General features: G+C 75.0%; 11 protein-coding genes and 1 tRNA gene. 3 read left to right on the forward strand and 9 right to left on the reverse strand.

What is annotated here, in order from left to right:
• Positions 1-154 precede the first annotated feature (154 nt).
• The 3 genes from E1O70_RS09540 to E1O70_RS09550 form a co-directional block, all read right to left on the reverse strand.
• A tRNA-Met gene (locus tag E1O70_RS09540) sits at positions 155-228 on the reverse strand.
• Between the two features lie 62 nt (positions 229-290).
• Entirely contained in the window at positions 291-1,343 is a 1,053-nt protein-coding gene (locus tag E1O70_RS09545) for an aldose 1-epimerase (RefSeq protein WP_082774247.1), read from the reverse strand.
• A gap of 132 nt (positions 1,344-1,475) precedes the next feature.
• Positions 1,476-4,535: a UPF0182 family membrane protein gene (locus tag E1O70_RS09550; protein ID WP_061266920.1), complete on the reverse strand. Its 3,060-nt coding sequence runs from the start codon at positions 4,533-4,535 to the stop codon at positions 1,476-1,478.
• 152 nt (positions 4,536-4,687) lie between these two features.
• Between E1O70_RS09550 and E1O70_RS09555 the strand changes: the two genes are divergently transcribed.
• The gene (locus E1O70_RS09555; protein WP_232322606.1) at positions 4,688-5,317 is read left to right on the forward strand and encodes a PPA1309 family protein; all 630 of its coding nucleotides are present in this window, start codon (positions 4,688-4,690) and stop codon (positions 5,315-5,317) included.
• A gap of 15 nt (positions 5,318-5,332) precedes the next feature.
• Here the strand turns inward: E1O70_RS09555 and E1O70_RS09560 are convergent, their stop codons facing one another.
• Complete coding sequence (locus E1O70_RS09560; RefSeq protein WP_061266919.1) at positions 5,333-6,442, reverse strand: YlbL family protein; 1,110 nt, start codon at positions 6,440-6,442, stop codon at positions 5,333-5,335.
• A 68-nt stretch (positions 6,443-6,510) separates the two neighbouring features.
• Positions 6,511-7,623 carry an NAD-dependent epimerase/dehydratase family protein gene (locus E1O70_RS09565; protein WP_128957541.1) on the reverse strand — a complete coding sequence of 371 codons (1,113 nt, stop codon included), beginning with the start codon at positions 7,621-7,623 and terminating at the stop codon, positions 6,511-6,513.
• Positions 7,624-7,692: 69 nt separating this feature from the next.
• On the opposite strand from E1O70_RS09565, the gene E1O70_RS09570 reads away from it, so the two are divergent.
• Positions 7,693-9,285 carry a zinc-dependent metalloprotease gene (locus E1O70_RS09570; RefSeq protein ID WP_061266918.1) on the forward strand — a complete coding sequence of 531 codons (1,593 nt, stop codon included), beginning with the start codon at positions 7,693-7,695 and terminating at the stop codon, positions 9,283-9,285.
• A 12-nt stretch (positions 9,286-9,297) separates the two neighbouring features.
• Here the strand turns inward: E1O70_RS09570 and E1O70_RS09575 are convergent, their stop codons facing one another.
• Positions 9,298-9,903, reverse strand: a complete 606-nt coding sequence (locus E1O70_RS09575) for a YgjP-like metallopeptidase domain-containing protein (protein WP_061266917.1) — start codon at positions 9,901-9,903, stop codon at positions 9,298-9,300.
• A 235-nt stretch (positions 9,904-10,138) separates the two neighbouring features.
• Here E1O70_RS09575 and E1O70_RS09580 point away from each other — a divergent pair, with 235 nt between their 5' ends.
• Positions 10,139-11,239, forward strand: coding sequence for a ThiF family adenylyltransferase (locus E1O70_RS09580; protein WP_128957542.1), 1,101 nt, complete (start codon positions 10,139-10,141; stop codon positions 11,237-11,239).
• Here the strand turns inward: E1O70_RS09580 and E1O70_RS09585 are convergent.
• From E1O70_RS09585 to E1O70_RS09590, 3 genes are all read right to left on the reverse strand, one after another.
• Positions 11,213-11,644: a WhiB family transcriptional regulator gene (locus tag E1O70_RS09585; protein ID WP_082774246.1), complete on the reverse strand. Its 432-nt coding sequence runs from the start codon at positions 11,642-11,644 to the stop codon at positions 11,213-11,215. The two genes, E1O70_RS09580 and E1O70_RS09585, sit on opposite strands and share 27 nt — an antisense overlap.
• Before the next feature lie 178 nt (positions 11,645-11,822).
• A complete protein-coding gene (locus E1O70_RS19885) occupies positions 11,823-11,978 on the reverse strand; it encodes a hypothetical protein (RefSeq protein WP_157464294.1) in 156 nt (51 codons plus the stop codon).
• Positions 11,979-12,144: 166 nt separating this feature from the next.
• Entirely contained in the window at positions 12,145-14,199 is a 2,055-nt protein-coding gene (locus E1O70_RS09590) for an ATP-dependent helicase (protein WP_061266916.1), read from the reverse strand.
• Positions 14,200-14,233: the final 34 nt, after the last annotated feature.

Raw genomic sequence — 14,233 nt, forward strand, 5'->3', positions numbered from 1 at the left:
GCCACTGACGATAACGCCGGGCCATGGGCCGTGGCTTCCCCCGCCCGCGCCTCGGCCGGATGGGGCCCGTCACAGCACGAGGACACCGCCCGCGCACGGGACAAAGCGAGAGGCCCTCGGTCAGCATTTCTGCTGACCGAGGGCCTCTCAGGAGTAGCGGGGGCAGGATTTGAACCTGCGACCTCTGGGTTATGAGCCCAGCGAGCTACCGAGCTGCTCCACCCCGCGTCGGTGATCACTACTCTACGTGAGGTTCCGGACCAGGCCAAATCGGGTGGACGAGACGTGGGTCACGTCAGGACCTCGACCCCGAAGGCGAACTCGCGGACGCCCCCCGGCTCGAGCCGCACGTCGGCGGCGCAGTCCGGCCGGTTGAACGCGTCGGTCAGCGTCTCCACCGGCTCGACCGCGATCGCCGCGCGGCCGCGCCGTGCCAGGCCGTCGCCCGTGTAGACGTGCACGAGGCCGCGCTCCTGCCAGACGGCGAGCCCCTGCCCGGTGGCGGGGTCGCGCACGACCGTGCGCGCGCGGCCGTCGGCGTCGGCCCGGAGGTCGGCGAACGCGTGGTCGAGGCGCACGCCCGCGAGCGGCAGCGGGCCGACGCCGTCGATCGCCCCGAACGCGGCCTCCCCCGCGAGCGGGAGCATCCCCGCGTCAGTCACGACGGCGCGGCGGGCCGGCACCGTGAGCTCCAGCGCGTCGACCGTGCCGTGCCCGGGGACCCGGAGATAGGGGTGCCAGCCGAGCGAGACGGGGGCCGCGGTCGTCCCGACGTTGCGGGCGCGCAGCGTGACGTCGAGGGATCCGGCGCCCAGGACGTACCGGACCTCCAGCACGAGCGCGAACGGGTAGCCGGCGTGCGCGGCGGCGTGGACGACCGTCCGGAGCGTCACGGACTCGCGCTCCGCCCCGTCGACGGCCGCCGCGTCGCGCGCAGCGACCCCGCCCTCCCCCGCATCCTCGACGACCGCCCAGTCGAGCGTGCGCGCGAACCCGTGCATGGTGAGCGGCTCCCAGGGGAGCACCGGGGGCACGTGGTGCCGGACGCCGTCGAACACGTACTCGCCGCCCGCGAGGCGGTTGACGAACGGCGCCATGAGCGCCGACCGCGCGGCGTCGTGCGCGGCGACCTCCGCCTCGTCGGCGTACCCGTCGACGAGGTCCTCGACGCGCTCGATGCCGTCGGCGCCGCGCCAGGGGGCGCGCCACGCGAGGACGGCGGCGCCACGCAGCGCGACCACGAGCTCGGCGCCGGACGTGTGGTGCAGCCGCACCGCCGGCACGGTCGTGGTGTCGTCGCCCGCCGCGCTGAAAGCGTTGCTGCAAACCGTTGCAGAAGTCACGAGGAGCGATCCTCCCGCCCGGGGCGGGAAATGACAACTCCGTCCCGAACGGCCGCAGACGACGGACGGGCGGGGACACCCGCTGGTGTCCCCGCCCGTCCGTGGCGCTGCGTCGCTCGCGCGACCGGTGCGTCAGCCCGCCGACGACTCGGTGTCGAGCGCCTGCTCGGCCGCGAGGGCCGACTCGAGCGCCTGCTGCAGGCGGTCCTGCGCCTCGCCGTAGGCCGCGAAGTCGCCCTCGGCGAGCGCCGCCTGGCCGTCCTCGATGGCCTGCTGCGCCTGGCGCAGCGCCTGGTCGAGCTCGGCGCGCGCGCCGCCGTCGACCGTGCCGCCGTCGGCCGGCGGGGCCGGCTCCTCGGTCGCCGGGGGCTCGGTGCCGGGGTCGGTCGTGCCCGGGTCGGTCGTGCCCGCGTCCGGCGACTCGCCGTCGGCCGGCTGGTCCGGGACCTCGGTCTCGACGCCGCCGTCCGCGTCACCGGCGTTCGCGCCCGAGTCGCCGCCGAACACCTGGTCCAACGCCTCGTCGAGCGTGTCGGCGAAGCCGATCTCGTCACCGAAGGAGACGAGCACCTTGCGCAGCAGCGGGAACCGCGTGCCCTCGGTCGACTGCACGTACACCGGCTGGACGTAGAGCAGGCCACCACCGACCGGCAGCGTCAGCAGGTTACCGTTGATGACCGTCGAGTCACCGCGGCGCAGTGCCAGCAGGCCGTCGGCCGCCGTCGGGTCGGTGTTGAAGTTGTTCTGCACCTGACCCGGTCCGGGCACCGTCGCGTTGCGCGGCAGCTCGAGGAGCCGCAGCGTGCCGTAGTCCTCCGACCGCACGCCCGCCTCGCTGCCCGGTTCCGCGTCGACCGCGAGGAAGCCGGTGAGGATGTTGCGGTCCGAGCCACCCCCCGGGATGTACGTCGACATGAGCGAGAAGGTCGGCGCCTCCTGGCTCGGCATCTGCAGCGTGAGGTAGTACGGCGGCTGGAGCGGCTTGTTGTCCCCGCTCGCCGTCGGGTCCTCCGGGCTGCGCCAGAAGTCCTGGCCCGAGAAGAACTCGTTCGCGTCGTCCACGTGGTAGCTCGCGAGGAGCGTGCGCTGCACCTTGAACAGGTCCTCGGGGTAGCGCAGGTGGCTCATGAGGTCGCCCGAGATCTCGGACAGCGGCTGCACGGCGTTCGGGAAGACCTGCGTCCACGCCTGGAGGACCGGGTCCTCCGTGTCCCACGCGTAGAGGTCGACGGAGCCGTCGTACGCGTCGACGGTCGCCTTGACCGAGTTGCGGATGTAGTTCACCTGCTGCGGCGCGAGCGCCTCGACCGAGTTGGCCGCGACGAGCGAGTCACGCGTCGAGTCCTCGAGCGACTCCGACGTGGAGTACGGGTAGGCGTTCGACGTGGTGTAGCCGTCCACGATCCACTTCACGCGGCCGTCGACGACCGCCGGGTACACGCGGCCGTCGAGCGTGAGGAACGGCGCCACCTTCGCGACGCGGTCGCGCGGGCTGCGGTCGTAGAGGATCTGCGACTCGTTCGTCACGCGGTCCGAGAACAGGATCTGCTCGGAACCGAACTTCAGGGCGTAGAGCACCTTGTTCACGAACGACCCGACGCTGGGACCGGCCGCGACCTCGTCGGTGGGGAAGGTGTTGTTGACCTGTCCGCCCGCGTCGTCCACCGGGTAGTCGAGCTCCCACGGCTCACGGTCCTCGGGTGCACCGACGATCGAGTACTCGGGCGCCTCGGGCGAGAAGTAGATGCGCGGCTCGTAGCCGCCCGCGTCCGTGAACGCACCCGTCGACGGGATCGAGCCCTCGTAGAACGCGGGCCGGCCGTCGGGGCCGATCTGGTTGCCGTACGCCGCCACGACGCCGAAACCGTGCGTGTAGACCGTGTGGTCGTTGACCCAGTTGCGCTGGTCGGCGCCGAGCCCGTCCTGGTTGAGCTCGCGCACCGCGATGACGGTGTCGCGGCTCTCGTCGTCGATCGTGTAGCGGTCCACCGACAGCGAGCTCGAGAACTGGTAGTACTGCTTGTTCTGCTGGAGCTGGCTGAACGACGGGCTGACGATCTCCGGGTCCAGGAGGCGGATCGACGCCGTCGTGTCCGCGTCCTCGCGCAGCGCGCCGGCCTCGGCCTCGGTCTTGGCGTTGTACTGCTCGGTCTCGACGTTGTCGATGCCGTAGGCGGCCTTCGTCGCGTCGATGTTGCGCTGGATGTACTCCTCCTCGAAGTCCTGCGCGTTCGGCGTGACCTGGAAGCGCTGGACGACGGCCGGGTAGATCCCGCCGATCGCGATGGCCGAGACCACCATGAGGCCCACGCCGATGGCCGGCAGGCGCCAGTTGCCGCGCACCGCGGTCACCACGAACAGGGCCGCGACGAAGAGCGCGACGACCGTGAGGATCGCCTTGGACGGGATCACCGCGTGCACGTCCGCGTACGACGCGCCGTCGAACTTCGCGCCGCCCGACGTGAGGATCGAGTACCGGTCGAGCCAGTAGTTCGCGCCGATGAGGACGAGCAGCAGCGCCGCGATCACCGAGAGCTGGACGCGCGCGGCCGTCGTCGTGCGCGGGCCCGCGTCGGAGCCGCCGCCGATCCGCAGGCCGCCGTAGAGGTAGTGCGTCGCGACCGCGGCGATGCCCGCGATGATGACGACCGCCATGAGGAAGCTCACGACGAACCGGAGGGCGGGCAGCGTGAAGACGTAGAAGGACAGGTCGATGCCCCACTGCGGGTCCGTCGTGCCGAACGGGACGGAGTTGAGCGCCAGGAGGACCGTCTGCCACTGCGAGGACGCCGCCGCGCCGGCGAAGAAGCCGACGAGCGCCGGGGCCACGACCATGACGACCTTGCGCAGCGGCTCGATCGCCTCGCGGTACTGGTCGAGGGTCGCCTGCTCGGGGGTGGACGGCGCGTAGATGGGCCGCGACCGGTACGCGAGCGAGAACGACAGGAAGACGAGGCCGCCCATGACCAGGAAGCCCGCGACGAAAAGGGCGATGCGCGCGCCCCACTGGGTCCACAGGACGTTCGCGAAGTCGAGCTGCTGGAACCACAGCACCTCGGTCCAGAACTGGGCGAGCAGGAGCAGGAGGACGACGAGGGCGCCGACGACGGCGATCGCGATCCCGATCGGGCTCCGGCGCCGGGCGGGCCGCCCCCCGGAGGACGGCCGGCGGGGCGCTGCGGCGAATGACACGGTGGGTATACCTCTTCGGTCGTGGCTCGGGCGTGCACCGGGGTCAACGCCCGGTCCTCCCCCAAGGTTCCCACGGTCCGGCGCCTCGTGGGGGACGGCCGGCAACCGGCCCGCGGCGGCGCGGGGCGGCGCCGATGAGGGACGATGGGGTCATGCCCCAGCCTGACGACGCCGCCCCCGGTCCCGACGCCACCACCCCCGCGCCCGGACCCGACGCCGGTCCCGACCCGGTCGCGCCCGGCGGCCCCACCCCGCAGCACGCCCTCGCGCTCGCGGTGCACGAGATCGAGTCGCACGCGGCCGACGCGGGCTGGGACGTCCCGCCCCGGCTGTTCGCGCTCGTCGGGACCGCGGGCGCCCTCGGCGCCGACCCGACGCTCGCCGACCGGCTCCCGCCCGACGTCGTGGCCGCGGCCGAGGCGGACCCGCACCACCTGCTGTCGATCGAGCAGGAGGGCTTCGCCGTGGACGGCGACCTCGAGGACGGGCTCGCCCGCGTCGCGTGGCCGGCGACGGTCGACGGCGCCGCGCTCGTCGTCGAGCGGATCGTGCTGCCGCCGGCCGCCGAGGAGGGCGTCCCCGACGACCCGGACGCCGCGCTCGACTACCTCACGAACCACCCTGACCGGCAGGACGTGCGCCTCGCCGTCGGCGTGCTGCGCGACGGCACCACGTGGTGCGCCGTCCGCTCGCGCGCCCACGACTCGGCGACGGACGTCGCGGGCGGACCGGACCTCGTGCCGGGGCTGGTCGAGGCGCTGCGCGCGACGCTCGAGGACTGACGGCGCGCGGCGTCGTCAGCCGCGCGCCTCGCACGTGGGCAGCGAGTCGCCCTCGCCCGCGCCGATGGCCTCCATCGCCGCGCGCGCGTCGGCGAGCGTGGAGACCGCCGCCACGTGCAGGCCGTCGGGCACGTTCCCCACGACCTCGGGGCAGTTGGCCTGCGGGGCGAGGAACCACGTCGCGCCGTCGCGCAGCGCGCCGTAGAGCTTCTGCTGGATGCCGCCGATCGGCCCCACGTCGCCCTCGACGCTCATGGTGCCCGTGCCCGCGATGACGACGCCGTTCGCCTCGTCCTCGGGCGTGAGCTGGTCGACGATCCCGAGCGCGAACATCGTGCCCGCGCTCGGGCCGCCGATGTCCTCGATCTGGATCTCGACGTCGACGGGGAAGTCGAACGCGGGGTCGATGAACACACCGAGCAGCGCGGTGTCGCCGCCGTCGGTCGTCGCGACCGTGAGGTCCGTCTCCGCGCCGTCGCGCTGCACGCGCAGCGTCACGTCGTCGCCCGGGTCGACCGCGGCCAGCCCGTCGATGAGGTCCTGGTACGTCCGCACGGGCGCGCCGTCGAGCGCGACGATGACGTCGCCCGGCTCGACGACGCCGTCGGACCCGCTGTCCGGCACCGTCCCCTCGACCGTGAGCGTCGCGGGCACGTCGTACCCCAGCTCGGTGAGGGCGGCGACCGTCGCGTTCTCCTGCGAGCTGATCATCTCGGCCTGGCCCTGCTGCTCGGTCTCCTCCTTGGTGCGGCCCGTCGGGAAGACCTCCTCGACCGGGCGCACGCTGCGCGACCGGTCGAACCAGCCCTGCACCACCTGGCCGAGGTTCACCGGGTAGCCCGGGCCGCCGGCGACGGACACGGTCGTCAGGAGCAGCTCGCCCGTCGAGTCGTACGTCTCGGCGCCCGTGATCGAGATGAGGGGCGTGCCGTCCTGCTGGCCGAGCGTGTCCTCCGTCGGGCCCGGCGACCGCACCGCGTACGGCGCGGGCAGGATCGCGAGGCCCGCGACGAGCAGCGTCGTCGCGAGCAGGGAGATGCCGAACGTCAGCGACCGCCGGGTCACGGGCGGCGGGTCGTGCTCGTCCTCGGTGAGGAGGGCGTCGAAGGAGGGGGCGTCGCTCACCGGGACATCATCCCCGAGGTTGCTGGGATCTCCCTGCCGACGGCGGGGACACCGCCCGGGAGCCGCCCCTACGGGCGGCGCGAGCGGGCCTGCCGCCAGACGGCGGCCGTGCCCAGGACCGCGACGGCCGCCCCGGCCGCGCCGAGCGCCGCGGCGTCCCGACCACCGAACCGGCGACCGCCGACGCCCGTGCGGCCGCGCACCTCGGCGAGGAGCACCCCGAGCGCCGCGGCGCCCGACCACTCCGGCCGCCACCCGGCGTCGTGCAGCCGCCGCCCCGAGACCGACCACGGGTGCACGACGAACGCGAGGTCGTTCGCCGGTGACGGCAGCGCACCGACCCGGTGCAGCCGCTCGGCCGTCCCGAACGCCGTCGCGGGCGGGAGCTGCACCGTGCGCATCCCGGCCGCCGCGGCCACCGTCTCCGAGTCGAGCGCGTCGGGCTCGCCGTCGCGCACCGGCCCGGCCGTCAGTCCGCCGACGAGACCCTGGTCCAGCGCGACGCGCACCGCGCCCACCACGTCGTCGACGTGCACGAGCTGCCACGTGCGGCCGCCGCCGCGCACCGTGAGCAGGCGCGGGGCCTCGAAGTGCCGCGTGAGCACGGTGTCCACGCCCGGCCCGACGACGACCGCCGGCCGCACGAGCGCGAGCGGCACCCCGTCGAGCGCGTCGCGCAGCGCGTCCTCGAACGCGACGAGGTCGCCCGCGAAGCCGGGCCCGTCGTCGGCGGCCACGGGGTCGTCGTCGTCGATCACGCCCCGCTCGGGCGACGCGCCGTGCACCGCGGCCGACGACACGGCGACGACGTGCTCGATCCCGGCCGCGACCGCCGCCTCCCCCGCACGACGGCCCAGGAGCGCGAGGCGCGCGCGCTGCTCGGCGTCCGTCCGTGCGCGCGGCGTCCCGAACTCCCCCGCGGGCGCGACCACGACGAGCCGTCGCGCCCCGGCGGGCCAGACGAGCGCGTCCACGGGCGACGCCTCGGCGGCGCCCAGGCCCGCGCGCACCGCGTCCGCGACCTGCCCGACGCCGACGACCACCACCGGTTCCGGGTCGGCGACCTCGTCCGCCGGGGCGGTCACCGCGCTCGCCGTGGGGTCCTCCCCCGGACCGGCCGGGGGCTCGCCCGCCGCGGGGAGCGCCTCGCTGCGCCGTGAGCGAACCCGGCCCTCGGACATGGCCCAGCCCCCGTTCTCGGCGCTCGATCGTGGTTACGGTGATCACCGACGCTACCGTGAGGAGTCGCCATGAGCAGCCTTCCCCCCGACCGCACGCCCGGACCGGACGACGACACGCCCTTCGACCCGCGGTTCGAGGAGCTGCTCCGCTCGATGCTCGGGCCCGACGCCGACGAGGCGCTGCGCGAGCTGCGCGCCCGCGGGCTCGACCCGCAGGCGCTCGCCGCGGGCGGCGCGGCCGACCCGCAGCTCTTCCAGCACGTCCTCGCGCAGGTGCAGCGCATGCTCTCGACGCCGAGCGACGGCCCGGTCAACACCGACGTCTCGCACGACGTCGCGCGCCAGGTCGCCGTCGCCGAGGGCGACCCGTCGATCTCGCCGGCGCAGCAGCGCGCGGTCACCGAGGCGCTGTCCGTCGCCGAGCTCTGGCTCGACGCGGTCACCGACCTGCCGCCGTCGGGTGGGAAGAGCCAGGCGTGGAGCCGGTCCGAGTGGGTCGAGCACACGCTCCCCGCGTGGAACGAGCTCGTCGCCCCGGTCGCCGCGTCCGTCGCGGACGCGCTCGCCACGGTCCTGCGCGACCAGCTCCCCGAGGGCATGGGGGACGACACCTCCGCCCTGCCGGGCGTCGGGTTCACCCTGCCAGGCCTGCCGGCCGGTGCGCTCGGGCTGCCCGCGGGCGACCCGGCCGCGCTCATGCGGCGCCTCGGCTCCGCGGTGTTCGGCATGCAGGTGGGCCAGGCCGCCGGGACGCTCTCGCGCGAGGTCTTCGGCGCGACCGACGTCGGGCTGCCGCTGCTCGACCGGCCCGCGACGGTCCTCCTGCCGACGAACGTCGCGGCGTTCGCCGAGGGCCTCGACGCCCCCGCCGAGGAGGTCCGCCTCTTCCTCGCCCTGCGCGAGGCCGCCCACGCGCGCCTGTTCACGCACGTGTCGTGGCTGCGCGGGCACCTGCGCGGGCTCGTCGACGCCTACGCGCGCGGCATCACCATCGACCTCTCCGCGCTCGAGTCGCAGCTCGCGGACGTCGACCTCGCGGACACCGACGCGCTCCAGCGCGCGCTGTCGGGCGGTGTCTTCGGCCTGCAGAACACGCCCGAGCAGCAGGCGACCCTGCTGCGCCTCGAGACGACGCTCGCGCTCGTCGAGGGCTGGGTCGACGAGGTGACCGCCGTCGCGGCGCTCCCCCACCTGCCCCACGCCGTCCCGCTGCGGGAGATGCTGCGCCGTCGTCGGGCGGCGGGCGGGCCCGCGGAGCACACGTTCGCGACGCTCGTCGGCCTCGAGCTGCGCCCACGGCGCTCGCGCGACGCGGCCGCCCTGTGGGCGCTCATCGCGGCGCAGTCCGGCGCGGGTGCGCGCGACGCGGTGTGGGACCACCCCGACCTGCTTCCCGACGGGACCGACCTCGACGACCCGTCCGGCTACGAGGGCCGGCGCGCCGCGACCCGCGCGGAGGAGGCCGACGTCGACCGCGCGCTCGAGGAGATCTTCCGCGCCGCGGAGGGATCGCCCACCACCGAGCCGGGGCCGGCGACGGCCGACGGCTCGGACGACGACGCCCCGGCGGACGACGCGCCCGCGGACGACTCGGACGCAGCCGGACCGACGGACGACGGCGGGATGGGCGACGCGACCGGCCAGGGCGGCGCGCCGCGCTGACCTGACCGGACGTCAGTCCTCGGCGCCCGCGGGCGGTGCCGCGGTTTCCGCGGCGCCGTCCCCCGGCTCGACGTCCGCGTCGTCCGGCTCGAGGTCCGCGTCGTCGGGCTCGAGGTCCGCGTCGCGCGAGAACGACACACCCTCCAGGAACCCTCGCGCCCGTTCCGTGCGCGGGTAGGCCTCGAGCAGCTTCCAGAACCCCGGGCCGTGGCCGGCGTGGAGCAGGTGCGCGAGCTCGTGCAGGAGCACGTAGTCCAGCACCCACGACGGCATCCCCCGGACGCGCGTCGAGATGCGGATCGTGCCGTCGATGAGCGTGCACGAGCCCCAGCGGCGGTCCTGGTTGCCCGCCCACCGCACGCTCGTGGGGCGGGCGCGGCCGTCCAGGTACTTGTCGGACAGCTCGACGGCGCGGCGCGCCAGCTCGGCGTCCGACGGCCGCCGCCGACGCTCGGAGTCGGCGAGGCGGTCGAGCATGCGCTGGACCCACTCGCGCTCCTGCGCGCGCGTGAACCGCGCCGGGATCGCGACGATCGTGCGCTCGCCGTCGCGGTAGGCGCTCACCGTGCTCTTGCGTCGGCGGCTGCGCCGAACCTCCACGATCGTCTCCCGGACCACGCCTCAGACCGTAGTGGTTCTCGCCACGAAATGGCAGGGGCGCGCCCGGAGTGGCGCGCTCTCCCGCGACGTTCGGTCGAGCGGACGACGTGGAGACCTGTGGCGACGGCAAAGAAATCCTCCCCGCGGGACCATCGCGAGGAGCCTGTGGACAACCGTCGGCGCGCCTCGGGGCCGTGCCAGGCTGACGGCGGGCGTCCGGTCGGGCGCCCGGACGACGACGGACGGAGGAGCCGTGCAGCGACGACGTGTGCTGCGACCGGAGGCGCCGCTCCTGCGGCGCGGCCCCGGCGAGGTGCAGGTCGGCTCCGACCCCCGGTGGTCGGTGCGACTCACCGGGCTCGATGCCGACGACGAGCGCTGGCTGCGCGCGCTCGCCGGGCCCGCTCGGCGCGGCGACGCACCCGACGTCCCGGGCTCCCCGGCGCAGCGCACGCGCCGCGCCGCGCTCGTCCGCCTGCTCGACGAGGCGCACCTCCTCGTGGCGGCGCGTCGGCGCCGGCCGGCGTCGCCCGCCCCGGGTCACGGCGCGGCGGATCTCGCGGTGCTGTCGGCCCTGCTGCCCGACGGCGCGGGGCACCGCGTCCTCGCGGCGCGCGCCCGGGCGACGGTCGGGGTCGTCGGGCTCGGCCGGGTGGGTGCCGCGCTCGCCGTCCACCTCGCGACCGCGGGGGTGGGCGTGCTCGTGCTCGACGACCCGGGCACCGTGCTCGCCACGGACGTCGGAGGCGGGGCGTACCGGCTGCGGGACGTCGGGTCGCCGCGCGAGGGCGCAGTGCGGCGGATCGTCGAGGAGGTCGCCCCGGGCGTCGTGACGGCCTCGACCCCGGACACGCCGGAGGAGGCACGGGCACCCGCGCCCGACGTCGTCGTCGTGGTCGAGCACGGAGCCACGGACCCGGTCCGGGTGCGGAGGTTGGTGGGTGCAGGGGTCGCGCACCTGTCGGTCGTGGTGCGCGAGGCCGACGTCGTGGTCGGGCCGTTCGTCCGACCGGGGCTCGACCCGTGCCTGACGTGCGCGGACCTGCACCGCGCGGACGTGGACCCCTGCTGGCCGCAGGTCGCGCGACAGCTGCGCGAGGCGTCGGTGCACCGGGGCGAGGAGACGCTCCTCGCGGCGTCGGCGGCGGCCGTCGCGCTCGGTCAGGTCCTGGCAGCCCTGGACGGGCTGGTGCCCCGCGCAGCCACGGCCGGCATCGAGATTCCTGCTCCCGATGCCGTGCCGCGGCTGCGCGGGTCGAGCCGCCACCCGCGCTGCGGGTGCGGCGAGCTGGCGCGCACGCCCCCGGACGGGGCGCCGCTGCCCATGTCAGGCCGCCGTCGAGGCGCCGACTGACGCCTCGGTCCGTGCGGCCTCGTGGGCCTGGCGCTCGGCCTCGCGGGCGAGCACCTCGGCCTTGCTCGGACGGCCGCGGCCGCGCTTGCGCGCGACCACGACGCCGTCCACGAAGACCTCGCCGCCCCAGACGCCCCAGGGCTCGCGGCGCTCGACCGCACCGGCGAGGCAGCCCTCGACGAGCGGGCAGGTGCGGCACAGGGCCTTGGCCTCCTCGACCTCGGCGGTGCGCTCGGCGAACCAGAGCTCCGGGTCGTTGGTGCGGCAGGGCAGCAGGCCCGCGAGCAGGCGGTCGAACTCCGCGGAGTCGTTCTCGCCGAGCGGCGTGGCCAGCGGTTGGTGGGGGACCCAGGGGCCGGATCCCCCCTGAGCGGTGATGTTGTCGAGCAGCGCGGTGAGCCGCACGATGTCCTCCAGTGATGTCCTGTCGTGGGTGTGAACGTCGTCGTCACAGGACCCTGAGGACAGCGGCCCCGTCTCGTGGAGACGGGTGGTGCCGGTGATCCTCATCGGCGGACGTGCTCGGAGAACACGAAGGCCGCGGGTCCTAGAGGGACTCCGCGGCCTGGAAGGTTCCGGTCGGTCAGACCGGGTTCGTCCTGGGGGCGGAGTCGGGAGCGGGGCGGGCGATGAAGGTGCCGCCGCGGTGCGCGATGGCACGCGGACGGAGCTCTCCTGGCGTGCCCGTGTACACGGACGCGTGATCCAGCAGGTTCGCCATGGCGATCTGGTTGTTCATCAGCTCTCCCACCCCCTCTCTCCATCAGGCGCCCGCCTCTCGGCGCGCCCCTTCCCAACAGGACTCGTCGACCATATGCCGCCCTTCGCAGGAGGCACAACTTATTTACGGGAATTTCTTCGACGAGTTCACCCGGCCCTCGTCGAGGGCCGGGCAGAGCGCCTCGTCAGCGCTCCGCGCGGCGCACGATCTCGAGGATCGTGGCCCCGTACCGCTCGATCTTCGCGGGCCCCAGACCGTTGATGCGCGCCAGCCCGGCCGGGCTCGTGGGGCGCGTCTCGGCGATGGCGGCGAGCGCCGAGTCCACGAGCACGGTGAACGCCGGCTTGTCCGTCTCCTGCGCGACCTGGCGACGCCACTCGCGCAGCTCTTCGAACAGCGCCTGGTCGTACTCCCCCGTGAGCCGGACCTTCGCCTGCCCGGCGCGAGCACGCCGCGTCCCGCGCGCGCCGGGCTCGTCGGGCCAGAGCCCGTCGAGGAAGCGCGTGCGGCGGCGCGTCGCCCGGCCGCCCGGGTTGCGCGAGCGCGCGAACGAGAGCTCGAGGTGCTCGCGCGCCCGCGTGATGCCGACGTAGAGCAGCCGGCGCTCCTCCGCGACCGCCTCGTCCGTCTCGGCGAGGGAGATCGGCATGAGCCCCTCGCTCATCCCCGCGAGGAAGACGGCGTCCCACTCGAGCCCCTTGGCCGCGTGCAGCGACGCCAGGGTGACACCCTCGACCGTCGGGGCGTGCTGAGCGGCGGCGCGCTCGTCGAGCTCGGCGACGAAGGCCGCGACGGTCGGGGGCGGGGCGTCGGACGCGGCGGCGAGCCCCGCGACGTCGTCGGCGAGCGCGACGAGCGCCTGCGTCGACTCCCAGCGCTCGCGCGCCGCGCCCCGCGCCGCCGGCGGCGCCGGGGCCCAGCCCGCGGCGGCCAGGACGTCGCGCACCGTCTCGGGCATGGGGACGTCCGGGTCGGCGGAGCGCGCCGCGCCGCGCAGGAGGACGATCGCGTCGCGCACCTCCTTGCGCTGGAAGAAGCGCTCCCCTCCCCGTACCAGGTAGCCGATGCCCGCGTCGGCGAGCGCCGACTCGAAGGCCTCGGACTGCGCGTTGGTCCGGTAGAGCACGGCGATCTCGCTCGCGCGCGTGCCCGCGGCGAGGAGCCGCCCGATGCGCTGCGCGATCCCGCTCGCCTCGGCCTCGTCGTCGTCGTACGCGGTGAAGGCGACGGGCGGCCCGGCCGGCCGCTGGGCGACGAGCTCGAGCGCCTGGTGGGCGCCGCCCGCGCGGCCCGCGCGCGCGAGGAGCTGGTTCGCGAGGTTCACCACCTGCGGCGTCGAGCGGTAGTCGCGCACCAGGCGGATCACCTGGGCCTTGGGGTGCGTGCGCGAGAACGTGAGGAGGTGGTGCGGCGTCGCGCCGGTGAACGAGTAGATCGTCTGCGACGGGTCCCCGACGACGCACAGCTCGTCGCGCCCCCCGAGCCACTGGTCGAGCACGAACTGCTGCAGGGGCGACACGTCCTGGTACTCGTCGACGACGAAGTGGCGGTACTGGCGCCGCACCTCGTCGGCCACCGTGCCCTGCGTCGCGAGCATGTCGCCGAGCATGAGGAGCACGTCCTCGAAGTCGATGACCGACCGCTCGGTCTTCACGTCCTCGTAGGCCGTGAGGAGGCGCGCGACGGTCTGGTGGTCGTAGCCGGCGGGGGGCTCGCGGTCGATCGCCTCGCACGCCCGGACGTAGTCGTCGGCGGTGACGAGCGAGACCTTGGCCCACTCGATCTCGGACGACAGGTCCCGCACCGCGACGCGGTCCACCCCGACGCCGAGCCGCCGCGCCGACTCCGCGACGACGGGCGCCTTGTGCTCGAGGATGCGCGGCGGCGCCCCGCCGACGACCTTGGGCCAGAAGTAGCCGAGCTGGCGCAGCGCGGCCGCGTGGAACGTGCGCGCCTGGACGCCCGTCGCGCCGAGCTCGCGCAGCCGCGTGCGCATCTCGCCCGCCGCGCGCGCCGTGAACGTCACGGCGAGCACGCTCGTCGGCACGTACACGCCCGTGCGGACCCCGTACGCGATGCGGTGCGTGATCGCGCGCGTCTTGCCCGTCCCCGCGCCGGCGAGCACGCACACGGGCCCGCGCAGCGCGACCGCGACGTCGCGCTGGTCGGGGTCGAGCGCGTCGAGGATCTCGTCGGCGGAGCGGTGGGCGAGCGGGCGTGAGACCGGTGGCGTGGACATCACCCGCGATTCTCGCAGCCCCCGGTGACACGCG

Source organism: Cellulosimicrobium funkei (genome assembly GCF_004519295.1).
Classification (GTDB): domain Bacteria; phylum Actinomycetota; class Actinomycetes; order Actinomycetales; family Cellulomonadaceae; genus Cellulosimicrobium; species Cellulosimicrobium funkei.

Excerpts from the sequence above, each read along its gene's own strand:
- E1O70_RS19885 (WP_157464294.1), bottom strand. The coding sequence starts at position 11,978 with ATGAACAACCAGATCGCCATGGCGAACCTGCTGGATCACGCGTCCGTG.
- E1O70_RS09590 (WP_061266916.1), bottom strand. The coding sequence starts at position 14,199 with ATGTCCACGCCACCGGTCTCACGCCCGCTCGCCCACCGCTCCGCCGAC.
- E1O70_RS09570 (WP_061266918.1), top strand. The coding sequence starts at position 7,693 with ATGAGCAGCCTTCCCCCCGACCGCACGCCCGGACCGGACGACGACACG.
- E1O70_RS09565 (WP_128957541.1), bottom strand. The coding sequence starts at position 7,623 with ATGTCCGAGGGCCGGGTTCGCTCACGGCGCAGCGAGGCGCTCCCCGCG.
- E1O70_RS09555 (WP_232322606.1), top strand. The coding sequence starts at position 4,688 with ATGCCCCAGCCTGACGACGCCGCCCCCGGTCCCGACGCCACCACCCCC.